Annotated in this window: 25 protein-coding genes; 9 read left to right on the top strand and 16 right to left on the bottom strand. The window is 65.7% G+C overall.

The genetic code is table 11. From position 1 onward, the window contains the following. The first annotated feature begins 78 nt into the window (after nucleotides 1–78). Both budC and SPMU_RS13905 read left to right on the top strand, forming a co-directional pair. Nucleotides 79–867, top strand: a complete 789-nt coding sequence (gene budC, locus SPMU_RS13910) for a meso-2,3-butanediol dehydrogenase (protein ID WP_088334529.1) — start codon at nucleotides 79–81, stop codon at nucleotides 865–867. Further along, nucleotides 864–1760: an alpha/beta fold hydrolase gene (locus SPMU_RS13905; RefSeq protein ID WP_088334528.1), complete on the top strand. Its 897-nt coding sequence runs from the start codon at nucleotides 864–866 to the stop codon at nucleotides 1758–1760. Before budC ends, SPMU_RS13905 begins: the two co-directional genes overlap by 4 nt. Before the next feature lie 22 nt (nucleotides 1761–1782). Here the strand turns inward: SPMU_RS13905 and SPMU_RS13900 are convergent, their stop codons facing one another. The 3 genes from SPMU_RS13900 to SPMU_RS13890 are packed head-to-tail and all read right to left on the bottom strand — an operon-like array spanning nucleotide 1783 to nucleotide 4443. Continuing rightward, a complete protein-coding gene (locus SPMU_RS13900; protein ID WP_088334527.1) occupies nucleotides 1783–2613 on the bottom strand; it encodes an acyl-CoA thioesterase in 831 nt (276 codons plus the stop codon). A gap of 16 nt (nucleotides 2614–2629) precedes the next feature. Further along, complete coding sequence (locus SPMU_RS13895; RefSeq protein WP_088334526.1) at nucleotides 2630–3697, bottom strand: phosphotransferase; 1068 nt, start codon at nucleotides 3695–3697, stop codon at nucleotides 2630–2632. Beyond that, nucleotides 3697–4443, bottom strand: coding sequence for an SDR family NAD(P)-dependent oxidoreductase (locus tag SPMU_RS13890; protein WP_088334525.1), 747 nt, complete (start codon nucleotides 4441–4443; stop codon nucleotides 3697–3699). The genes SPMU_RS13895 and SPMU_RS13890 overlap by 1 nt, the downstream gene beginning before the upstream one ends. 155 nt (nucleotides 4444–4598) lie before the next feature. Between SPMU_RS13890 and SPMU_RS13885 the strand changes: the two genes are divergently transcribed. Further along, nucleotides 4599–4877, top strand: coding sequence for an HNH endonuclease (locus SPMU_RS13885; protein ID WP_088334733.1), 279 nt, complete (start codon nucleotides 4599–4601; stop codon nucleotides 4875–4877). A 10-nt stretch (nucleotides 4878–4887) separates the two neighbouring features. Here the strand turns inward: SPMU_RS13885 and fdhD are convergent, their stop codons facing one another. Together fdhD and SPMU_RS13875 are read right to left on the bottom strand one after the other, a co-directional pair. Further along, nucleotides 4888–5676: a formate dehydrogenase accessory sulfurtransferase FdhD gene (fdhD, locus tag SPMU_RS13880; RefSeq protein WP_088334524.1), complete on the bottom strand. Its 789-nt coding sequence runs from the start codon at nucleotides 5674–5676 to the stop codon at nucleotides 4888–4890. Between the two features lie 40 nt (nucleotides 5677–5716). After that, nucleotides 5717–6268: a type 1 glutamine amidotransferase domain-containing protein gene (locus tag SPMU_RS13875; protein WP_088334523.1), complete on the bottom strand. Its 552-nt coding sequence runs from the start codon at nucleotides 6266–6268 to the stop codon at nucleotides 5717–5719. A gap of 171 nt (nucleotides 6269–6439) precedes the next feature. Here SPMU_RS13875 and SPMU_RS13870 point away from each other — a divergent pair, with 171 nt between their 5' ends. Then, nucleotides 6440–7390, top strand: coding sequence for a DNA topoisomerase IB (locus tag SPMU_RS13870; protein ID WP_088334731.1), 951 nt, complete (start codon nucleotides 6440–6442; stop codon nucleotides 7388–7390). A 148-nt stretch (nucleotides 7391–7538) separates the two neighbouring features. Further along, nucleotides 7539–8732: a mechanosensitive ion channel family protein gene (locus tag SPMU_RS13865; RefSeq protein WP_088334522.1), complete on the top strand. Its 1194-nt coding sequence runs from the start codon at nucleotides 7539–7541 to the stop codon at nucleotides 8730–8732. 23 nt (nucleotides 8733–8755) lie between these two features. Here SPMU_RS13865 and SPMU_RS13860 read toward each other — a convergent pair whose 3' ends face one another. From SPMU_RS13860 to SPMU_RS13845, 4 genes are all read right to left on the bottom strand, one after another. Then, nucleotides 8756–9835: a helix-turn-helix transcriptional regulator gene (locus SPMU_RS13860; RefSeq protein ID WP_088334521.1), complete on the bottom strand. Its 1080-nt coding sequence runs from the start codon at nucleotides 9833–9835 to the stop codon at nucleotides 8756–8758. Between the two features lie 93 nt (nucleotides 9836–9928). Continuing rightward, a complete protein-coding gene (locus SPMU_RS13855) occupies nucleotides 9929–10258 on the bottom strand; it encodes a hypothetical protein (protein ID WP_088334520.1) in 330 nt (109 codons plus the stop codon). Nucleotides 10259–10309: 51 nt separating this feature from the next. Beyond that, on the bottom strand, nucleotides 10310–10708 hold the full coding sequence (gene arfB, locus SPMU_RS13850) for an alternative ribosome rescue aminoacyl-tRNA hydrolase ArfB (protein WP_088334519.1): 399 nt from the start codon (nucleotides 10706–10708) through the stop codon (nucleotides 10310–10312). Next, on the bottom strand, nucleotides 10701–11351 hold the full coding sequence (locus SPMU_RS13845) for an RluA family pseudouridine synthase (RefSeq protein WP_088334518.1): 651 nt from the start codon (nucleotides 11349–11351) through the stop codon (nucleotides 10701–10703). The genes arfB and SPMU_RS13845 overlap by 8 nt, the downstream gene beginning before the upstream one ends. Before the next feature lie 47 nt (nucleotides 11352–11398). Here SPMU_RS13845 and SPMU_RS13840 point away from each other — a divergent pair, with 47 nt between their 5' ends. After that, nucleotides 11399–12178 (top strand): M15 family metallopeptidase, encoded by a 780-nt coding sequence (locus tag SPMU_RS13840; protein ID WP_088334517.1) that lies wholly within the window; start codon nucleotides 11399–11401, stop codon nucleotides 12176–12178. Between the two features lie 112 nt (nucleotides 12179–12290). Here SPMU_RS13840 and wrbA read toward each other — a convergent pair whose 3' ends face one another. After that, nucleotides 12291–12893, bottom strand: a complete 603-nt coding sequence (wrbA, locus tag SPMU_RS13835) for an NAD(P)H:quinone oxidoreductase (RefSeq protein WP_088334516.1) — start codon at nucleotides 12891–12893, stop codon at nucleotides 12291–12293. Nucleotides 12894–12976: 83 nt separating this feature from the next. Continuing rightward, nucleotides 12977–13690, bottom strand: a complete 714-nt coding sequence (locus tag SPMU_RS13830; RefSeq protein WP_088334515.1) for a pirin family protein — start codon at nucleotides 13688–13690, stop codon at nucleotides 12977–12979. A gap of 121 nt (nucleotides 13691–13811) precedes the next feature. Here SPMU_RS13830 and SPMU_RS13825 point away from each other — a divergent pair, with 121 nt between their 5' ends. After that, a complete protein-coding gene (locus SPMU_RS13825; protein ID WP_088334514.1) occupies nucleotides 13812–14699 on the top strand; it encodes a LysR family transcriptional regulator in 888 nt (295 codons plus the stop codon). 11 nt (nucleotides 14700–14710) lie between these two features. Here SPMU_RS13825 and SPMU_RS13820 read toward each other — a convergent pair whose 3' ends face one another. Continuing rightward, entirely contained in the window at nucleotides 14711–17209 is a 2499-nt protein-coding gene (locus SPMU_RS13820; protein WP_088334513.1) for a TonB-dependent receptor, read from the bottom strand. Nucleotides 17210–17420: 211 nt separating this feature from the next. On the opposite strand from SPMU_RS13820, the gene SPMU_RS13815 reads away from it, so the two are divergent. Next, complete coding sequence (locus SPMU_RS13815; protein ID WP_088334729.1) at nucleotides 17421–17891, top strand: Hsp20 family protein; 471 nt, start codon at nucleotides 17421–17423, stop codon at nucleotides 17889–17891. Nucleotides 17892–18052: 161 nt separating this feature from the next. Here SPMU_RS13815 and SPMU_RS16735 read toward each other — a convergent pair whose 3' ends face one another. After that, complete coding sequence (locus SPMU_RS16735) at nucleotides 18053–18484, bottom strand: hypothetical protein (protein WP_140418480.1); 432 nt, start codon at nucleotides 18482–18484, stop codon at nucleotides 18053–18055. Between the two features lie 266 nt (nucleotides 18485–18750). On the opposite strand from SPMU_RS16735, the gene SPMU_RS13810 reads away from it, so the two are divergent. After that, entirely contained in the window at nucleotides 18751–19098 is a 348-nt protein-coding gene (locus SPMU_RS13810; RefSeq protein ID WP_140418479.1) for a hypothetical protein, read from the top strand. A 121-nt stretch (nucleotides 19099–19219) separates the two neighbouring features. Here the strand turns inward: SPMU_RS13810 and SPMU_RS13805 are convergent, their stop codons facing one another. The 3 genes from SPMU_RS13805 to secG form a co-directional block, all read right to left on the bottom strand. Beyond that, complete coding sequence (locus tag SPMU_RS13805; protein WP_088334511.1) at nucleotides 19220–19801, bottom strand: NUDIX hydrolase; 582 nt, start codon at nucleotides 19799–19801, stop codon at nucleotides 19220–19222. Next, the gene (locus SPMU_RS13800) at nucleotides 19794–21428 is read right to left on the bottom strand and encodes a CTP synthase (protein ID WP_088334510.1); all 1635 of its coding nucleotides are present in this window, start codon (nucleotides 21426–21428) and stop codon (nucleotides 19794–19796) included. Before SPMU_RS13800 ends, SPMU_RS13805 begins: the two co-directional genes overlap by 8 nt. 86 nt (nucleotides 21429–21514) lie before the next feature. Next, on the bottom strand, nucleotides 21515–21895 hold the full coding sequence (gene secG, locus SPMU_RS13795) for a preprotein translocase subunit SecG (protein ID WP_088334509.1): 381 nt from the start codon (nucleotides 21893–21895) through the stop codon (nucleotides 21515–21517). Between the last annotated feature and the right edge of the window lie 128 nt (nucleotides 21896–22023).

The raw sequence follows: 22023 nt of genomic DNA, 5'->3' as shown, positions 1-22023 counted from the left end.
TCCCGCAGCCATAACGAAAGTTATGATGGCCTGAAGCGCGCGCCGAATCAACCGGCCCGCACACGAGGAGAGAGCAGGATGCGGTTCAAGGACAAGGTGGCGCTGATCACCGGCGGCGGCTCCGGGATCGGCGCGGCGACGGCACGCCTGATGGCGCGCGAAGGCGCAAGGGTGGTCGTCGCCGATCTGGTGACCGAAGCCGCGGAGTCGATCGCAGCGGAAACCGGTGGTCTCGCCCTGACGGTCGACGTAGCCGATCGCGCGGCTGTGGAGGCGATGGTCGCGCGCACGGTGGAAGCGCACGGAACGCTCGACATCCTGGTCAACAATGCCGGCATCGGCTGCTTTGGCCGCACCCCCGATCTGGAGCCCGAAACCTGGGAACGCGTGATCGCGATTGACCTCAACGCCGTCTTCTACGCGTGCCGCGCCGCCATCCCGCACATGACGGGCCGGGCCACGGCGATCGTCAACACCGCCTCGATCTCCGGCCTTGCCGGCGACTATGGCCTCACCGCCTACAATGCCGCCAAGGCCGGCGTCATCAACTACACGCGCAGCCTCGCGGTCGATCATGCCCGCGAGGGCATCCGCGTGAACTGCCTCTGCCCCGGCCTCATCGCCACGCCGCTCACCGCCAGTGCCAAGACGATCCCAGGCCTCGAAGCCGGCTGGCACGATACCATCCCGATGGGCCGCGCCGGCACGCCGGAGGAAATGGCCGAGGTCATCGCCTTCCTCGCCTCCGATGCCGCATCCTATGTCACCGGTGCTGCGTTCGTCGCGGATGGTGGCCAGACCGCCTGGACGGGCCAGCCGAACCTGCATCGCTACGCCGCCGCCGCGGCGGAAGGAGCCGTTGCATGACACCCAGTTGGTCCCCACCCGCCGGCAGCGGCATCACCATTCGCGAAGTCGCCGCCAACGGCCGCGTCTTCGAGGTCGCCGAGGCCGGCAGCGGCGACCACCTGATCCTGTGCCTCCACGGCTTCCCCGAACTGAACTTCTCCTGGCGCTATCAAATGCCGCTGCTGGCGGAGATGGGCTATCGCGTCTGGGCGCCCAACCAGCGCGGCTACGGCGCTTCCAGCCGGCCGAAGGGCGTCGCCGCCTACCGCGCCGACCAGATCGTCGAGGATGCCGCCGCACTATTCGACGCCAGCGGCGCCAAGAAGCTGACGCTGATGGCGCACGATTGGGGCGGCGCGATCGCCTGGCTGTTCGCGATCTGGAAAACGCGCCCGATCGAGCGACTGGTGGTGATGAACCTCCCCCACCCCGCCTGCTTCGCCGAAGCGCTAAAGCACGGACCGCAGCGCAAGCGCAGCTGGTACATCGCCTTTTTCCAGCTTCCCTTCCTGCCCGAATGGTCGCTCGGCCGCAACGACGCGCAGGGGATCCGCGACGCGTTCCGCGGCATGGCGGTCGACAAGAGCCGCTTCCCCGACGCGGTGCTCGACGTCTACGCCAAGGCGGCGCAGCGCCCCGGCGCGCTCACCGCAATGATCAATTGGTATCGCGCCGCCCTGCGCAACCGGGGCGCCATGGAGACCGGCGATGGCAAGGTGGACGTGCCGACGCTGATCGTCTGGGGCGAAGAGGACAAGGCGCTCGGGCTGGAAACGCTCAACGGCACCGATCGCTACGTGAAGGACCTCACCATCCGCCGCCTGCCGGGTGTCTCCCACTGGGTGCAGCAGGAAGCGCCGGAGGCAGTCAACGAGATCATCACGGCGTGGCTGCCCAGGGCTGCCGGCTAGGCGCTCGCCGAGAGCGCCAGCGTCATCGTGGCTTGGGCACCGTCACCAGGCAGTGCCCGCTGCCCGTCGCTAGCGGCCGGCCATCTTCGCTCCACATGCGCACGCGTCCGCTGATCAGCCCGTCGCCCGACACGTCACTGTCCGCCTCGCTCAATAGCCAGCCGCCCGCCGGCTGGCTTCCGTGGAAATAGACGGTCAGGTCAAGCGAGGGCGCGAGGTACGGCGCGGACTCGGTCAACCGGTGCCAATGCCCGGGCCAGATGCCCAGATCGATCAGCAGCGCGCTGCGCATCGCGTCAAAGAACAGATCGTCGGCGCCGGCCTCCGGCCAGTCGCGAAACCGCATCCAGCGATACTGTTGCGGCACCGGCGCGGGCGGGTCGCTGTGTAGCCGGAAGTGCACCGGGCGACCTTCCAGGTTGCTCCAGAACCGATTGGTCGAAATCCCCCGCTCCGCGGCAATCGCATCCTGATCGCGCAGGCCCTCGGGCCCGGGAACGTCGGGAAACATCGGTGTCAGCGCGATCGACGGGTCAGCGCGCGAGGTGGTCCAGATCTGCGCCAGGAACACCGGTCGCGCATCCTGCGACAGTGTAACGGCATAAAGTGACGACGCGCCCTCCTTGATATGGTCCACGCGAACGTCGAGCGCGCCCCAGCGCGCGACCCGCACGAACTGCCCGGTGATCGTGACCGGGCGATGCCCCGACGCGACGCGCTCACGCACGGCGCGCAGCGCGATGGCGGCGATATAGCCCCCTGCCGGGCCCCAGATCTCCCAATCCCGATCGAGCTCGACGACATAGCCGTCGCCGCGCGGCGTCAGCGCTGTTGCTGCGACCAATCCCCCCAAGGCTCGTCCCCTTCTCTCAGCCCATCAGTGCCAGCGCATCGCAATCGATCGCCTGCGCGCATCCCCCGCGCGCCATGGCCAGGAACATCGCATCACCCCGCTCGGTACGCTTGGTTGAGGCCGACGCGAACACCGCCGTTGATACGCCCGACAGCAACGTTAACCGATAGTCGCGATAGAGATCATCATAGCCATAATCGCTGACGCCATAGCCGCGCAGCTGCTCCAGATAATAGTCGAGCAGATGCCGCTCGTGCGCGCGTCGATCCTCGATCGACAGCGCCATTCCGAGAAAATAGGCGACGTCCACCGCCCCCAGCCCGATCGACGGCGACTGCCAGTCAAGCACCGCCAGCGGCACCTCGCCATCGCGCGCGTCGAACAGCATGTTGTCGAGCCGGAAATCGCCGTGGGTCAGCGTGAAGTTGGCAGGCTGCGGCACGGGCGCATTGGCGAGCAGCGCACCATAGCGATCGCACACCGCCATATATTCGGGCTCCAGCACGCCATCGTAGCGGCGGTGGAACTCGGCCAGGCAGTCCGGGAAGACGTTGACCACGAAATCGCGCGCGCCGCTGGTGTCGAGAAAGGCGTGCTCGCGCAGCGTCGCGTCATTCCAGCGCGGACCGTGCAGCGCTGCGGCCTGCTCCATCGCGCGCTCGGCATCCGCAAGGCCGCAGCCGGTCAGCTGGTTGCCCGATCGCGCAGGGGTCAGATCCTCCATCAGCAGCGCGAACGTGCCGTCCGCCGGATCATGTTCGATCGAGACGCACTTCGGCGAGCGGATCGCCACCGTATCCGCGACATGGCGGTAGAAACCGACCTCGCGTTCGTAGAGACCAAAGCCAGCGCCGGTCTGTCGGCTGGTCGGATTGGCGCTGGCGAACTTGCCGACGAACGATCCCGGCGCCCTCTCGTCGCCGTCATATTTCACCACGAAGCGGATCGAGTCGCCGAGCATCCCGACGCCCACCGGCGTGGCTTCCACGGACGTTACGCTCGCCTCGCGCAGCACGCCCGCACCCCGCAAGCGCGTCGTCAGCCAGGCTGCGTCAACCGCGCTGCCTTCCAGATCCGCGGCCATCAGCAGCCACCGTCGCAGCGGATCACCGTGCCGGTGACGAAGCTCGACGACGGGCTCGCGAGGTAAAGCGCGCTCGTCACGATCTCTTCCGGGCGGCCTGGGCGCCCCGATGCGCTGTCGGTCTTCTCGCGCGCTTCCTCGGTCCATGCCTTGGAGATGTCGGTGAGAAACGGCCCGGCGGCGATCGCATTGACGCGCACCTTGGGCCCATATTCATGCGCCATGCTGGAAACCATCGCGTTCAGCGCCGCCTTGGCACCGGCATAAGGCACCACCATCGGCGTCGGACGCAGCGACGCAATCGAGGACGTCGCCAGGATCGTGCCGCCCTCGCCCTGCGCCATGCGGTTGGCGATGTTCGCCATCAGCCGGAACGGCCCTTTGAAGTTCAGGCCGACCACGCTGTCGAACAGCGCCTCGGACACCTCGTGGCTCGGCACCAGCGGCCCCATCCCGGCATTGGCGACAAGGATGTCGAGCGTGCCGAACATGTCCCAGGCAGCGTCCGCCAGCCGGTCCATCTCGTCCCACTTGCCCGCATGCGCCGGGATTGCCGCCGCCCGTCGCCCCTTTGCCGCGATCTCCGCCACCACGGCTTCGCAGGCTTCCGCCTTCCGGCTGGAGACGATCACATCCGCGCCCGCGTCGGCAAAGGCCAACGCCATTTCCCGCCCCAGCCCGCGTGAGCCCCCGGTGATCAGCGCGACCTTGCCCGTTAGATCAAACAAAGGATGGGGTCCGGCCATGCATCATCTCCTCGTGCCGCCGATCGTAAGCCGGCTGACTTAGCCGTTGTTAAGCCGATTGCACCGCGCGCTGCAAGCGGCAGCCGGAGACACTACATGGGGCGGTGATGGGACGGGTGAAGCGCAAGATCGCTGTTGCGGAGGCAGAGGCACGGATGGCAGCGCCACCGCCGGTTGCCTGCGCCTTATGTGGGCGTCCCCTCGGCACCCGGACCGAGTGGCACCACGTGGTGCCCAAGAGCAAGGGTGGCACGCAAACCATGCCGGTGAACCCGATCTGCCACCGCGCGATCCACGTCGCTGCGGACAACACCACCCTCGCCCGCTTGGCCGACATGGAAGCCGTGCGCGCGCTGCCGGCGCTCGCACCCTTTCTCCGCTGGATCGCCAACAAGCCCGCCGATTTCAACGCGCCGACCCGCCGCGCTCGCTAGCGGTGCGGCGTCACCCGCTCGCCAGCATCGAATCCGCTCGCACCAGTGAGCGCAGCGTCAGCCCCGCGCCGGCCGCGCGCTCCACCGCGAGGCGCGTCGGCGCAGAGATGGTCGCCAGCATCGGGCAGCCCGCAAGCACCGCTTTCTCGACCAGCTCGAACGAGCAACGCGACGTGAGCAGGGCAAAGCCCCCATCCCACGTTTGCGCCGCCAGCAGCATCGATCCGATCAGTTTGTCGAACGCATTGTGGCGCCCGACGTCTTCGAACGCGACGCGGATCACGCCATCGCGGGTGCAGGCGGCCGCGGCATGAACCGCGCCCGTCTGCGCATTCAGCGGCTGATGATCCCGCAGCGCATGGTACGCCGCGAAGACCGCCGCGTCCGCGCCGTCCCACGGGGCGGCCGCAGGCAATGGCCGCAGCGCCTGCGCCAGCGTTTCCACCCCGCACAGTCCGCAAGACGCGTCGGAGGTCCGGTGGCGGACCCGGTCGGCAATGCGCTCCGCCACCCGCCGCGCGAGGGTGAGGCGTACGAGGATGCCCTCGCCGGTATCGTTCACGTCAATGGCGCGAATATCGTCCACGCCATCGATCAGTCGCTCACCCAAGGCGAAACCCGCTGCGAGCTCCTCCACGGCAGCGGGCGTCGCCATCAGCACGGCATAAGCGAGACCGTTGCATTCGATGGCGATCGGCACTTCATCCGCCAGCGCCCGCGACACCGGCGCGGCCGGTCCTGTCGCGGGCACCTTCGCGAAGTCATGCTCGATCGCTGCTGGCCGCACCTCGCCCGTCATGCGCGCTCTCGTGCGCCGCGCACCGGCAAGGGACAAGCCATCAATCCTCCAGTTCTTCCTCCAGCGCCGCGATCAGCGCGCGGTTGAACGCGGGAATGTCGTCGGGCTTGCGGCTGGTAATGAGGTTTTCGTCGATTACGACTTCCTCGTCCACCACGTCGGCGCCGGCATTCTCCAGGTCGGTGCGCACCGACGGCCAACTGGTCACCCGGCGCCCGTCGACGACGTCCGCTTCCACCAGCAGCCACGGCGCATGGCAGATCGCCGCCACGATCTTGTCGTCGTCCATGAACTCGCCGACGATGCCGACGGCGCGGTCCTCCATGCGCATCTTGTCCGGATTGCCGACGCCGCCCGGAAGCAACAGGGCGTGGAAGTCCTCGGTATCCACCTGATCCAGCGTCAGGTCCGGGGTGATCGTGCGGGTCGGGTCCGTGTCTCCCTTCACACCTTGGATCGGATCGGTCTTGATCGAGGCGAGCGTCACTTGTGCCCCGGCATCAAGCAGCGCCTGGCGCGGCTCGAACAGTTCGGCATCTTCAAAGCCGTCGGTCGCAAGAATGAGCACGCGGACGTTGGATAGGTCGGCCATGTGGCGGGAACTCCGATATACGAGGGTCACCTCACAACCGGCGGCGCATCCGCCCGTTCCGGAACCGCCGCAACCATCCGCGCATTTCCGATGCTATGTGGAGGTTGATCAGTGGCGTCGACTAAGATCGTATACCACGACGATGAGGAACCCGGGATCACCCGGAAGAAGATGCGGCACGGCTGGGGCTATTTCGATCCCGAAGGCAACCGCATCACCGATCGCGAGGAAATAGAGCGGCTGAACGCCATCGGGCTCCCGCCGGCATACCGCGACGCATGGTTCTGCCCCGATCCGAGCGGCCATATCCAGGCGGTCGGCTGGGATGAAAAGGGCCGCAAGCAATATCGCTACCATCCCGAGTTCCGCGCCGCGCGTGAGGACGAGAAGTACAATCTGTGCGCCGCCTTCGGGCGCGGGCTGCCGAAGCTGCGCGAGCGGGTCGAGGCCGATCTCAAGCTGCGTGGACACCCCAAGGAGAAGACGATTGCTGCAATCGTCAAGCTGCTCGATATCGCGCACCTGCGCATCGGCAACGAGACCTATGCCAAGAGCAACAAGAGCTTCGGGGTCACCACGCTTCGCGATCGCCACGCCCGCATCCGCGGTGGCACCCTGAAGCTGCAGTACAAGGCGAAGTCCGGGAAGCTGCGGATGCTGACCATCACCGACGGCAGCCTCGCGCGCTTCGTGAAGCGCTGCCAGGATTTGCCGGGCCAGAAGCTGTTCCAATATGTCGATGATGACGGCGAGGTGCGCCCCGTAACCTCCTCGGACGTCAACGCTTATATCAAGGAAGCGATGGGCGCGGATTTCACCGCCAAGCATTTCCGCACCTGGGGCGCCAGCGTCATCGCCTTCGAGACCCTCGCTCACGCAAAGGGGGACATCAGCCTCAAGACCTTGCTCGCGCCCGTTACCGAGCGGTTGGGCAACACGCCGGCGATCGCGCGCAAATCCTATGTCCACCCCGCCTTGATCTCGCTGATCAAGGACGGCCAGGCAGCGTTCCGCACCTCGTTGAACCTGCCCCGCACCACGCGCTGGCTCAACCGTGCCGAACGCGGCCTGATCGCCTTTCTGGAAACGGGCGAGAACGGAAGCGCACAGGAGGCGGCTTAATCGCCGTCTGCCACTGTCGCGCGTTCGTTACGGCGGCTCGGCGGCGCCCCATTCAGCGTGGATGCACCGGCTCGGCGATCATCAGCCGGGGTCGACAGGCCTGCGCCGCCCGCGGCATTAGCCGGGCAAAACATCACAGAAGGATCGGATGACAGCGAAGAACAGCACAGCACCCCTGCCAAAGATTTCCGGCGCCGACGTTGAGCAGCAGATATCCGCCTTCTGGACGTCCAGCATCGACTGGTTCGGCGCCCATTGGCTGCAGATCGCGATCGCGCTGGCGATCGGCACCGGAATCGCGCTTGCCCTTTTGTGGCTGCGCAGGCTCGGGCCGCGCCTGGCCGGACGCTCGCACACCGGCAAGGGATGGTCCGCGGTTTTCGGACGCGCGATCGAGCGCACCAGCACCTTCTTCATCATCATGGTCGCGGCGCAATTGGTCGCTGGCTATGCCGATCCGCCCGTCATTGTCGCAACGACGATCAACTTCCTCTTCACGCTTGCGGCCGTCTTCCAGGCGGCGATCTGGGCGCGCGAGCTGATCCTCGGCGCGATCGAGCATCGCACCCGCGCCGAGAATTATTCCGGCGAAGCGCTGATGAACGCCATGGGCCTCATCCGCTTGCTGGTAACGATCGTCGTCTTCGCGATCGCGCTGGTGGTCGTCCTGGACAATCTGGGCGTGAACGTGACCGGCCTCGTCGCGGGCCTTGGCGTCGGCGGCATCGCGATCGGTCTCGCGGCGCAGGGGATCTTCGCCGATCTGTTTGCGGCGCTGGCGATCATCTTCGATCGGCCGTTCCGTCGCGGCGATGCGATCACCTATGATTCAAGCTCGGGAACCGTGGAGGAGATCGGGCTGAAGTCCACCCGGATCCGCGGTATCAACGGCGAACAGCGGATCATCTCGAACCGCAATCTGCTCGACAAGGAAATCATCAACAACACGCAGCGCGAACGCCGGCGGACCAAGCTGGCGATCGGCGTCGGCTATGAAACCGATCGCGACGTGCTCGCCCGCCTCCCGCACATCCTCCAGGAAGAGGTGGAGCGTAGCGATCAGATGTTCGTGCGCGCGGGCTTCGTGGCGTTCGGCGCCTCATCGATCGACTTCGAGCTCGAATTCGACACGCCCACCGCGGATTATCAGATCGCCTATGACGCCCGCCACACGGTGGGGCTCGCCATCTACCGCCGGTTCGATGCCGAAGGCATCTCCATCCCGTTCCCCACGCAGACGAACTACACTGCCGCCCCCGACGGCAGATTGATCATGCCCTATTCCGAAGCGCCCCCTGTGCCTCAAGGAGCAGCAACGTATCAGGATGGCCCAACGCGCTGAACGCCCCGGCCTGCTGAACGCGATCAACTGAGCAGCGCGTGGAGCAGGTGGATCGCCTCCGTCTCCCTGCGCACGCCCAGCTTGCCGAACAAAGAGCGTAGATGACTGCGCAGCGTCTCGCCGGTGATCGCGCGCGCGGTGCAAATCTGCGCTCTTGTGCGCCCCAGCCGCAACAGCAAGGCGATCTCCGCTTCGCTTGCCGTGAGGCCGTATGTCTCGCGCAGAAAGGCGGCATCCGCGCTGTCGGCGGCGGGCGGGCGCTTGGCGATCAGGATGGCGAACGGGGCAAAGCCCATGTTCCACTCGCGATCCGGCAAGCGGTGAACCTTCAGCATCAGCACGCCGGCCGGCGTGGGCGCAGCGACGCTCGCCGCCCCGGCCCTACGCTCGCCGATCGTGGCCATCGCCGCCGTCAATCGGCGCTGGACAGCCAGTGATGGTGCGGCGACCCGGCCGTCCGCCAGCCGCAGCGTGCCGTCGGCAAGCAAGGCGTCAGCCCCTCGGCTGATCGCGCGCACGCTCATGGTCCGGTCCAGCACGAAACAGGCGAGGTTCATCGCCTCGAACGAGCCGGCCACCAGCTTGTAGCTCTCCCGCTCCAGCGCGACCTGAAGCGCGACGGCGGCTCCTGCGGACGCGCATACGCGGGCAAACATCGCCCGCGTCTCCGCATCGGTGGGTCCGTTCCGATGCGCGCGCAGCAGCGCGAACCCGATCAGCCCGTCGTCTTCGACCAGCAAGTTCGTCTGGCAACCAAATGGAATGTCCAGATCGCTGCACAAGTCGAGGTAGCTTTGGTCCGCAAGACTCGGCCGAAGTGCCGCGTAATCATCTTCCCAGGAAATCGTCTGCGGAGGCCGTGTAGCGCCCGCTGCCACACGAAAATTGATGGTCGGCGCCATCAGTTCTGCACGATCAGCCGCTGCATGGGCCGAAGCATCCATGTCGTTGACCCAGTTGAATCCGAATGAAAAGCTCGGCCCCACGCCGATGATCTGCGCGTGCTTCGACTGCGTTTGCTGGGCCACACGCTGCAACACGTCGAGCCAGCGCGCCGGCTCGATTGCTGCCTCCAGGAACTGGTTCGCTATTTTCTGTGGCATGACCACGCGCCGCGACTCTGTTGTTTCGCAGGCGGCTTAGCGCGGCAGCCGCTACTCAGAAAGCGGCGCCACAGCTCTTTTTTTACATGATCATTATTTGTGGGTGAAGATCCGGTTCATGAACGCCTGCGCGGCCTCACCAAGCGCATCCGCCACGCGGCCTGCATCCGTCCCGCCCGCCCCGACACCGTCCTTCGGCGCACCTGGCTCGGGCGAAGAGGCGTGAGGACGCGTCTGCCGGGCTGCCGCCGCGGCTGCCACCGTCGCAGCCATCGCCAATCCGGAGGCCAGCGCTTGCCGGCCAGCCGGGCTGCTTGCCTTTTCGATCAACGCTTCACCGGCGCGACGTGCTTCCTTCGGCACCTTCATGCCGCCGATTTCCTTCGGAATCCGAAAGCCGCTCTTCTTGCCCTTCTTCGCCATTGCCGTCCTGTCAGTAGGTGTATCGCCGATATAATACACAGCTGAGGGACTTCAATAGTCGCGAACCTTGCCGCGCCCCGCCTTCACGGCGCTTCGGCCCTTCTTCTCGTCGACGCGCTTTGCCTTTGCCGCGCGCGTCGGCTTCGTCTTCACCCGGCGTGCCTCGCGCTCTTCCGCCTTGGCCAGCAGCTCGGCGAGCCGCTCGCGCGCATCCGCCCGGTTGCTCTCCTGCGTACGATATCGCCGCGCGGTGATGACCAAAGTACCGGACGCCGTCAGCCTTGACCCCGCCAGCAGCTTCAGCCGCCGATACGTCTCGGGATGCAGCCCCAGGCGAAATATATCGACACGCAGCTGGCATGCCGTCGCCACTTTGTTGACATTCTGCCCGCCGGAGCCCGTCGCGGCAAGGAAGCGCTCGTCCAGCGCATCCTCCGGAACCTCAATCATCGAAGCCGATGTCGCGAAACCGCGGCGGCCACGGCGCCTGGGCCGCGACGTCGGCCTTTCCGGGCCGGGGCACGATCAGCTCGGCGGCGTGCAACATCATGCCGGCCTTGTGCGCGCTGCCGTAGACCGGATCGCCGAGCACCGCGACGCCCAGCCCTTCCAGCGCATGGACCCGGATCTGGTGGGTGCGCCCGGTTGCCGGCCGAAACTCCACCAGCGCCCGGCCGTCCTGTACCTTGATGAGCCGCCACGCCGTGCGCGCCGCCTTGCCGGCGGGATCGTGGCGCATCCGCCAGCCCTCCTCGGCTGTGGATGTCTTCCCAAGCGGCATGTCGATCTCGCCCTCCTCGCCGGATGGCACCCCATCCAGAACGGCAAGGTAGCGCTTCGTCACTGCGCCGCTTTCGAACGCCTGCTGGAACCGCGCATGCGCCTTGGGATTACGTGACAGCAGCAGGCAGCCGCTCGTGTCCCGGTCTAGCCGGTGAACCGCGTGGGGCCAGCGACGAAAGCCGAAAGTGAGGTTGGAAAGATGATTTTCGAGACTGATCGCGCCGTCGCGCGGCCGATCCACCGGCAGGCCTGCCGGTTTGTCGATTATCAACGCCTCGCCGTCGAGGAAGAGCACCCGGTCTCCGATCATGGTGCCGCCCTTGCCACCGCTGGCGCGCCGAGGCCAGAGTGACGAGGATGCGCCGTCACATTCCCCTCCTTGTTCTCCTCGCCGCCACGCCGGCTCAGGCGCAATTGTGCAACGGCGCCAGCGTCGCGATCGGGGACGATGGCCGCGCGCTTGGTCATTTTCCTTATGGCGACGCCGCACCGGGAACGCTCATCCCCGTGCCGTCACACCTTGCGATCGGCGCCTGTCGGCTGCGGCCTGAAGTGGTGGCGGATCTTGAACGATTGATCGCGGCGGCGGCCGGGGATCCTGCGGTACAGGGAAGGCTCTACGCTTTCTCCTGCCACCGCTCGATCACTCATCAGCAAAGCACCTTTTGCCGCACGCGCGAAAGCGACAGCGGCATCGACCGGGCGATCTCGGCCGCCCCGCCGGGTCATAGCGAGCATGCGACCGGCTATGCGCTCGATTTCACGGTTCGCCCTGCGGATGGCTGCCCCGATGCGGAGGCGTGCATGGCGGCCAAGCCGGCCTTTCGCTGGCTGGCCGCCAATGCCCCGCGCTTCGGCTTCGAAATGTCCTTCCCCGCCGGCAACAAGCAAGGCGTGAAGTGGGAGCCCTGGCATTGGCGCTGGGTAGGCGCGTCGGCCAGCGCCGCGGGGGCGGCGCGCGCGCGTTTCCTGTTCGCCAAAGCGCGCAAGGACTTTGCGGCCGATCCGGCGGTTGACCCCGCGCCGAAGATCATCCCGCCGCCCGTCGTACCCACTCTGACTCCGGCCGAGCCTGAGGACACCAAGAAAAACCGGCGCAAGAAAAAGGACCGGCGACAGGATCGGAACGCCACCTGACGGTCCTACGCCGAACGGCGCGCACCCGGCCGCTTGGAAGTGGCCGCCCGGGTAGCGTACGAGGCCACGGTGCGCCGGATTGCTCGCGAACCGTGGCCGGATGTGTTGCCGTTCAGGCCGAAAGCTTCGCGGCCGTTTCGGCAATCCGCTTGCCCTGGTAACGCGCGCCGCCCAGATCGATCTCGCTCGGCTGACGGCTGCCGTCTCCCCCGGCCAGCGTCGTCGCGCCATAGGGCGAGCCGCCATGGACCGCATCCAACGTCATCTGTGCTTGGTAGCCATAATCCAGCCCGACGATGGTCATGCCGAAGTGCAGCAAATTGGTGATGATCGAAAACAGCGTCACTTCCTGCCCGCCATGCTGGCTCGCGGTCGAGGTGAAGGCGCCGCCCACCTTGCCGTTCAGGGCACCACGCGCCCACAGCCCACCCGCCTGATCGAGGAATGCCGCCATCTGGCTCGGCATGCGCCCGAAGCGGGTCGGCGCGCCGATGATGATCGCGTCATAATCTGCCAGCGCATTCACGCCTTCGATCTCCGGATGAGAATCGTCCACCCGGAAGCCCGCCGCACTCGCCACTTCCTTGGGCGCCGTCTCGGGCACGCGCCGTACGTCGACCTGGGCGCCTGTTTCACGCGCGCCTTCGGCAACGGCATCGGCCATCTGCGCGAGGTGGCCGTAGGACGAGTAATAAAGAACGAGAACCTTGGTCATGGCGTATCTCCTTTCGATTGCCCCGCGAGGGGATGATGTTGGTCGAAAAAGGCCGCCCCGCCCGTCACGGGCGGAGCGCTCCTTTATTCCGCGTCGACCAGCACGAGTTCGGCGTCCGCCGCCGCGATGATTTCATAGGAACCGCCTACAAGAGCAGCCCCGTCGCGTGCCCTCAGCGTTTCCCCGTCAATGGCGACCTCGCCAGCCGCTGCGACCAAATAGGCGTGGCGGCCCTCGCCCACGACATAGGTGACGCGCTCGCCCTCCTTCAGCGTCGCGCCCAGCACCCGTGCGTCTGCACGGATCGGCAGGGCGTCGCTGTCCTCCGCAAACCCGCTCGCCAGCGTCACGAAGCGCCCGGAGCGATCGTTCTTGGGAAAGGGCTTCGCTCCCCAGCTCGGGCTGCCGCCGCGGCTGCGCGGATGGATCCAGATCTGGAACAGCGTCGTCGGCTCATTCTCGAGATTATACTCGGCGTGACGAACCCCGGAGCCGGCGCTCATCACCTGGACGTCGCCACCCGCGGTACGGCCCCGATTGCCCATCGAATCCTGATGAGTAATCGCGCCGGTGCGAACATAAGTGATGATCTCCATGTCGCTGTGCGGATGCGGCGGAAAGCCGTTCTGCGGCGCAATCGTATCGTCGTTCCAAACGCGGATCGCGCCCCAGCCCATGCGCGCCGGATCGTGATAGCTCGCGAAGCTGAAATGGTGCCGCGCATCCAGCCAGCCGTGATCGGCATGGCCCAGGCTTTCGAAGCGCCTGATGTCGATGGCAGTGCGTGTGTCGGTCATGATGAACCTCCGTTTGTTGCACCACAGGTAAGATCACTGCTCACCAACATAAACAGAAACGATTGAAACCTATCGTTTCTGGTTGTAAGCGTTGTTCACGTGAACAGTGAGGATTGCCGCCATGCGCCTGCCCGATCTCGAAGCCTGGGCCATCTTCGCCACCGTGGCCGAACACCGCTCCTTCACCGGCGCGGCCGAGGCGCTCGGGCTGAGCAAGGCGACCATCTCAAAGGCGATCTCGCGGCTTGAGGCCGATCTCGGCCAATCGCTGTTTCATCGAACGTCGCGCCGGCTCGCGCTGACAGAGGCCGGAAGGCCGCTCGCTGACCATGCCGCGATGATCCTGGCCAGCGCCCATGCGGCGGAAGAGGCGGCGCGTGACGCGGCTCACGCCCCCACCGGCCGGATCCGCCTCGCCGCGCCGATGACCTTCGGCGTCAGCAAGGTCGCGCCCTTGCTTACCACGTTTCTCACCGACCATCCCGGCATCGAAGTGGAGCTTCACCTCTCCGACGCCCGCGTCGATATCGTCGCGGAGGGTTTCGACATCGCCCTGCGCATCGCCGATCTGCCCGACAGTTCGCTGCGAGCGCGCCGCCTTTGCGCCATCCAATCGTATCTGGTGGCGGCGCCCGCCTATCTGGAACGGCACGGCTGCCCGACGCATCCGGGCCAGCTCGGCGATCATCAGTTGCTCGGCTATACCAATGTCGTTGGCCCGTGGCGTTTTCGGGGGCCCGGCGGTGCCGAGATATCGGTCAAGGCGCAGGGGCCGCTGGCCGCCAACAGCGGAGAAGCGCTGATCCCTGCCCTCGTCGGCGGCTTGGGGATCGCCCGCCTTCCCGCTTTCATTCTCGGCAGCACGCTTCGGGACGGCGCCGTTGTCGAGCTGCTACCGGACTGGCGCCCCGAGCCGATCGGCCTGCATCTTCTGACACCGCCCAGCCCGCTGCGCCCCGCCCGAGTCGAGGCGCTGATCGCCTACCTGAGCGAGCACTTGCGGGACTGAGCGGCACGCGGTCAGAACCGCGCCGACACCGTCACGCCATAGGTGCGCGGATCACCCGGCTGCCCAACGACGAGCCCGGTATTGCCCGATTGCGTCGCCAGCAGCTCGAAATAGTTCTGGTCGAAGGCGTTGCGCAGCCACGCAAAGACATTCAGCCCGTCGTCGTTCTTGAAACCGAGCCGGAAGTTGGAAAGCGCATAGCCATCCACCCAGGTGTAGCGCGAGGGCGACGGGTTGGACGAAAAGCGCGAACGATAGCTTCCGTCATAGCCGAGGTAGACCTGCCCGGAGAGCCCACCGATCTGCGTCGGAATGCCATATTCGGCGCCATAACTGAGCGCCCATTTGGAAACGCCGGGCAGCACTTGGCCTGAGATGTCGCAGGATTGCGGGCTGATCCCGCCGGGCGTGCCTGGTGCGCTCGGGCGCTGCCCCGCCGCGGCGGTCGTCCCGCCGGAAAGCTCCGGTGGGCACGGCGCATCGACGAAGCGGACGTATTTGGCATCGGTATAGGCGCCGTTGACGTAGAGGTTCAGCCCGTCGACCGGGCGAAAGGCGCTGTCCACCTCCAGCCCGCGCGTGCGCACCTTGCCGGCATTGGCGAGATAGCCACGCAACACGCCGACCTGCTGGTTGTTCACCGTCGCCTGGTAATCGTCGATCTCGGTCCAGAAGGCAGCGACATTCACCGTGGCGCGCCGATCCCAGAACTGCGTCTTCAGCCCCAGCTCGAAATGGTTCACCGTCTCGGGATCGATCGTCTGGACGGCCAGGATCGGGTTGTTTGCAGCATCCAGCGGCAGTCCGGACAAGTTGATCCCGCCCGACTTATAGCTGCGTGCATAGGTGGCGTAATAATGCACGTCGCGGCTGATGTCGTACGACACGGTGATGTCGCCCGACACGTTCCAATTATCAAACGACGGCGTGTAGCTCTGCGGCGACAGAACGCCGCGCTGGTCGCTGGTCAGCGTGGTGCTGCCGCTCGCCGTGGTGACGATCGCGCTATAATCGCCCTCCTTCTTGTCGTAATTCACCCGAAGGCCCGGCGCGATCTCCAGCCGCTCCGTCGGCCGCCAGGTCAATTTGCCGAACAGTGCCGCCGACGTGTTCTTGAAGCCGATCTGGTTGCGGGATGTCAGGCCATTAAGCACCGCCGGGTTGCACGCTGCCGCTGTGGGGGTGGCGCACCCGTTGGGGCCGAAGGGCGGATTGCCCGGGTTGAGCAGAAAGCGGCTCGCCGCCGCCCCCTGTGCCTGCAAACCCTGCGTATCCACCGTTTGATAGAAGTAGAAGGCGCCCACCGTGTAATCGATCGGGCCCTTGGTGTTGGAGGCATAGCGCGCTTCCTGGGTGAACTGGCTCTGCTGGGACGGATTGGCCGAAATGGAAGTGACGGGAAGGCCGATGAAGTCCCGGTCGTTGGAGGGATCCCAATGCCAGAAGCGCCAAGCCGTCACCGACGTCAGCGTTCCCGCGCCCAGATCCCAGTTGGCCAGCGCCGATGCCCCGCCAAGCTCCTGCTTGGCACGAAGATCGGTATCGACGTCGGTCCGCCGGTCGAACGGATCCGTTGACGGCGGGGCATAGCCGAAAGCCGCAGCAAGCGCGGCATATTGCCGCGCCAGCGGGCGCTGCGTTGCGCCGACCCGCGCATAATATTGCACGCAGCAATTGGGGTTCTGCCGGTTGTAATCGGCATAGAGCGTCACATCGAGGTTCGGCGCCGCCTGAAACAGCATCTGGCCGCGCAGGCCGATATTGTCCTGGCTGTTCTGCCATTCGCGTTGCAGCACGTTGTAGATGGTGCCCCGGCGCGTGGTGATCGATCCCGAGATGCGCCCGGCGACCACGTCATCCACCAGCGGCCCGGACAGCGAGAACTTGCCCTGGAAGAACTCGTAGTTTCCGCCGGTCACCTCCACGCGCGCTTCCGTTTCGAAACTCGGCTTGCGTGTGGTGATGTTGATCGCGCCCGCGGTCGTGTTCTTGCCGTAGAGCGTCCCTTGCGGCCCGCGCAGGATCTCGATCCGCTCGGTATCGGTGAAGTCGAACGTCGCGGACGCGATACGGCTGTAATAGACTTGGTCGACGTAGATGCCGACGCCCTGCTCGATGCCGTCGTTGGTCAGGCCGAATGGCGCCCCGAGGCCGCGAATGTTGGCCGCCGAGTTGCGCGGATTGGTGGAATAGAATTGCAGGGACGGCTGAAGCTGGGTGAGCCGGTTGACGTTATACGCCCCCACTTCCGCCAGCGCCGTGCCGCCAATGACGGACATGGCGATGGGCACGTCCTGCACCGTTTCCGCGCGGCGCCGCGCCGTGACGACGATATCGCCGCCCGCCTGCTGCGCGGGGCCAAGCCGCCCCACCTCGTCCGCGTCGATGGCTTGCTCGGCAGGTGCGGGGTCGGCCTGGTCTGGCGCCGTTTCAGTCCGCGCGGGAGCTGGCGCCGGGCCCGCTGCGCCTGGCACGGCCTGGGCAAGGATAAAGGCAAGAGTAATCGACATGGTCTGCCCCTTTGAAGATCGGGTTTGTTCTCCCATCGATTAAGTGGGTAATCAATAGCCGATCTGATTAGGGGATTTTGCGCACACCTCTTGAAAAGTCGCTTGACCGCCCCAGATTTCGCTGCGTGCGGTGCCGCGTACGGGCCGCACAGCCGGCTCCGTGGCACCATGCACGGGCCGCTTTTCAACTCGCTCAGTGGAGGAATTGAAGATGCGTCTGGACCTTACCCCCTATCGCCGTTCGACCATCGGCTTCGATCGTCTGTTCGACCTCATCGAGGCGAATGCCCGTTCGTCGTCCGAAAACTATCCGCCCTTCAATCTCGAGCGTCTTGCCGAGGATCGCTACCGCATCACGCTGGCCGTAGCGGGCTTCTCGCGCGACGAAATTGAGATCACCGCGCAGCAGAATCTTCTGCTCGTCGCCGGCAAGAAGGACGACAAGGCGACCGGCCCGAACTTTCTGCATGTCGGCATCGCGACCCGCAGCTTTGAGCGCCGCTTCGAACTCGCTGATTTCGTGTTCGTCGAGGATGCACGGCTGAACGACGGGTTGCTCGTGATCGATCTGGTCCGCGAAGTGCCCGAGGCGATGAAGCCGAAGAGCATCTCGATCAAGACCGGCCAAAAGCCGACCGTGGTTGAGGACAAGCGTGACGAGAACGAGGCGCAAGCCGCCTAACTGCTCGGCGCCTCTTTGCTCCCTTTCGAGGCGTCGTGGGGCGTCCGGGCCGATGGGCCCGGGCGCCTTCGTCTTAAACGACCGCTTTTGACAAAAGGTCGGACGGCCAAATTGGGAGTAAAGCAGACATAGCGGTTGGGGTGAGCAGGCAAGTGACGCAGTCACCATAGCGGCGCCCAAAACCGGAATAGTAGAGAGGATACGCCGCCTGCCGCAGCAGCGCTCGCCACCCCCCAGCTTTTACCGTCTAATCCGAACAGCACTGCCCCGACCGTGGCTCCGACCAATGTTCCAGTGACCACCCAAGGACCAGGTCCACGCATTGCTGACCAGCGGGCACCCGCCATTCGGAGCAAGGCAGCGGCGGCGAGTGCAGGCAGAACACCCAGCATCGCTCCAAACAAGCCGCCATACACCAGCACGAGCATAACAGCAGACGTAAGCTCAGGTATCGGGACGGGGTTGCCATAAGCCAGCGCCAGCGACGCCGCGACGAACTGGCCAGCCACCATGCTGGAGCAAAGGCCGGCGTAGAGCACACGCTTGACGGATAGGTCTTCCACCCCACGCCCCTGCCCGATCTTAGCCGCCAACGAAAGTTGCTAGCGCAGTTCTAAAGCCCGAGGCCGAAATCAACGCGGCAAACGAGTGCTCTGCCGCTGAATGTCTGCTTTTGGGCGTGAGCGGAACGGCTGCTTTCGGGCGTAGTCACGGCGAAAGCTGCCGGTCCGCTTCCGGAAAGCACCTCGGCAACCCCGAGCGGCCGGAACTGGGAGGAGAGCGGACCGTCGGCTTGTCCGCTGACGAATAGCGAAGCGGACGTTACAGAAGGCGAAGAGCACGTATTAGGCCTCATGCGATGACCCGCGCGACAATCATCATTTCTGTATGCATGGCGCTCTATGGCGTGGCCGCTTGGATGTTTGAGCTTCCACCCTTCAAGGGTTCACCCACCTTCTATGAAAACGTGGCGACGAGCGGCCAAAGCTATACCTGTAAAGGTGGGCAACAACCCAGCATGTTCATTCGCTTTGAGGAAGAGGGTGAGGTCGCGGTAGTGAGCGCCGCTGGTCGCAATCTGCGGCTGCCCTACAAGGGAGGGGACTTCATGGCGGACACATATGAAAGCGGCCCTTGGCGTCTAACGCTTGATCCGGAAGCGAACCTGACAGGGCCGCGTTCCGTTCGGTTCGGGGCTTGCTACTGAGCCAAGCGCCAATGTCCGCTCCTACGCACGACAAACTGGCTGCTCAACGGCTGACATTGGGCGTTAGCGGCAAGTCCGCTTAGTGATTCTGCAGCCTGATCCCCCGCGCCACTTCACGGACTCAAGCGTCCGGCAACCCACTCCATCGCTCCGGCAGTGCCATCGCAAGCGCCGCCACGTGCATCGCCTGCACGATCCCACCGCCTCGCGCCGTCGCCACCGCCTCTTCCACCGGCAGCGTCACCAGGCGCAGCCGCTCGGTCGGCTCGTCCTGCGGCTCCGCCAACTTGCGCACGCCCGTGGCAAGGATCGCGTAGCAGCGGTTGGACTGATTGGACGGGTTGGGCGCCAGCGTCGCAACAAGGCGCCACTCCCCGCCGCCATAACCGGTTTCCTCCAGCAGCTCGCGCTGCCCCGCGGCGATCGGATCGGCATCCTCCAGGTCAATGGCACCGGTCGGCAGTTCGCGACTCGTGACCCCCCAGCCATGCCGATATTGATCGACCAGCAGCAAGCGGTCCTGCTCATCGATCGCGACCACGATCGCCCAGTCCGGATGCTCGGTGACGAAGAAGGGCGCGATCCGCACCCCTTCCGCCGTTACGCAATCGTCCGCGCGCACCCGCAGCCACGGATCATCGATCACGCGGCGGGAGGATACGACCTGCCACGGCGGCAGGTCGTCCTCTTGTTCGTCAGACAAGCCGGCTCTGCTTCACCGCTGCGGCGATGAAGCTGGCGAACAGCGGGTGCGGATCAAACGGCTTGGACTTGAGCTCGGGGTGGAACTGCACGCCGACGAACCACGGATGGTCCGGCCGCTCCACGATCTCCGGCAGCGTGCCGTCCGGCGACATGCCCGAAAAGACGAGCCCGCCCTGCTCCAGCGCTTCCTTGTACCCGGTATTCACTTCGTAGCGATGCCGGTGACGCTCATGGATCGTCGAATCGCCATAGATCGACGCGACCACGCTGTTGCCGTCCAGCTTCGCTTCATACGCGCCCAGCCGCATGGTGCCGCCCAGGTCGCCCTCGGCCTCACGCTTCTGCAACCCGTCGCGCCCCATCCACTCGGTGATAAGGCCGACGACCGGCTCGGTGGTGGGGCCGAATTCGGTCGACGAGGCTTCCCTGATCCCCGCCAGATCGCGCGCACCCTCGATGCACGCCATCTGCATCCCGAAGCAGATACCGAAATACGGGATCTCGCGCTCGCGAGCAAAGCGCACGCTGGCGATCTTGCCCTCCGCCCCGCGCTCGCCGAACGCCCCCGGCACCAGGATCGCGTGGCACGGCTCCAGGTGCGCGGCAATCTCCGCGTCGTCATTCTCGAACAGTTCGGCGTCGATCCAGCGGACATTGACCTTCACGCGGTTTGCGATTCCGCCATGTACCAGCGCTTCGTTCAGCGACTTGTAGGCGTCCTGCAGCCCGACATATTTGCCGACCACGCCGATCGTCACTTCGCCTTCCGGGTTGGTCAGGCGGTCGACGATCTCGGTCCAGCGGCTGAGGTCGGGCGGCGAGGACGGCGTGATGCCGAACGCGCGCAGCACTTCGGTATCCAGCCCCTCGCCATGATATTGCAGCGGCACGGCATAGATGCTTTTCGCATCCAGCGCCGGGATGACCGCCGTCTCGGGCACGTTGCAGAACAGCGCGATCTTGGCGCGCTCCGACGGCGGCAGCGGCTGTTCGCAGCGGCAGACTAGCACGTCGGGCTGCACGCCCAGGCCAGCGAGCTCGCGCACCGAATGCTGCGTCGGCTTGGTCTTCAGCTCGCCCGCAGCGGCGATGTACGGCACCAGCGTCACGTGAACGCTGATGGCATTGCCGCGGCCCACCTCGTTCTTCAGCTGGCGGATCGCCTCGATGAACGGCAGCGACTCGATATCGCCCACCGTGCCCCCGATCTCACACAGCACGAAGTCGAGATCGTCGGTCTGGTTCTTGGCGAAGGCCTTGATCGCGTCGGTCACGTGCGGGACGACCTGCACCGTCGCGCCCAGATAATCGCCGCGCCGCTCGCGCTGGATGATCTGCTGATAGATCCGGCCCGACGTCACATTGTCGCTTTGCCGCGCCGCCACGCCGGTGAAGCGCTCATAATGACCAAGGTCTAGATCGGTCTCCGCCCCGTCGTCGGTCACATAGACTTCGCCATGCTGGTACGGGCTCATCGTGCCCGGATCGACGTTCAGATACGGATCGAACTTGCGAATCCGCACGCGATAGCCGCGTGCCTGCAGGAGAGCCGCGAGGCTCGCTGCCATGAGACCCTTGCCGAGCGAGGAGACCACGCCGCCGGTGATGAAAATGAACCGCGCCATGGGGATATCGGATTAGCCTCGAACAAGCATGATAGACAAGCGCCCGCGTGTCCGCGGGCGCGATGAAACCGGCGAACCGGGGTTATTTAGCGGGCGAGCGGAACGCCGTTGTCGGCGGGCGCGGCCAGGTTCGCTGCGGCAGCAGCGTCTGCGCCCGGCAGCGCCGCGTCATCGGCGCCCGGCTGCGGCACCGGCTGGGTCACCGGGGCGGTCCGCTCCAGCGACGTATCCACGCTGGTGCCGCCGCGCGTCGCCGCCAGCACGGCCAGCGTGATCGACAGGATCACGAACATCGCCGCCAGGACGGAAGTCGCGCGGGTCAGGAAATCGGCGGCGCCGCGCGCCGACATCAGGCCAGACGGGCTGCCACCGCTGGTGAGGCCGCCACCTTCGGAGCGCTGCATCAGGATCACCGTCACGAGAGCGGCTGCGATGATCGCCTGAACGACGAGAAGGAAGGTGAACATGCTGGACTCGATTTTATTGCCGACCCTGCCGGCGGATGCGCGCACATAGGGCGCACCGGCCCGGCGATCAACTGTCGCTCGATTTCATAACAGTTCTGAAACCAGGCGCGCGGGCGGACGTTATCTTT

Source organism: Sphingomonas mucosissima (assembly GCF_002197665.1).
GTDB lineage: Bacteria > Pseudomonadota > Alphaproteobacteria > Sphingomonadales > Sphingomonadaceae > Sphingomonas > Sphingomonas mucosissima.
Note: the sequence above shows the minus strand (reverse complement) of the source record. Positions and strands in the feature narration are given on the sequence as shown.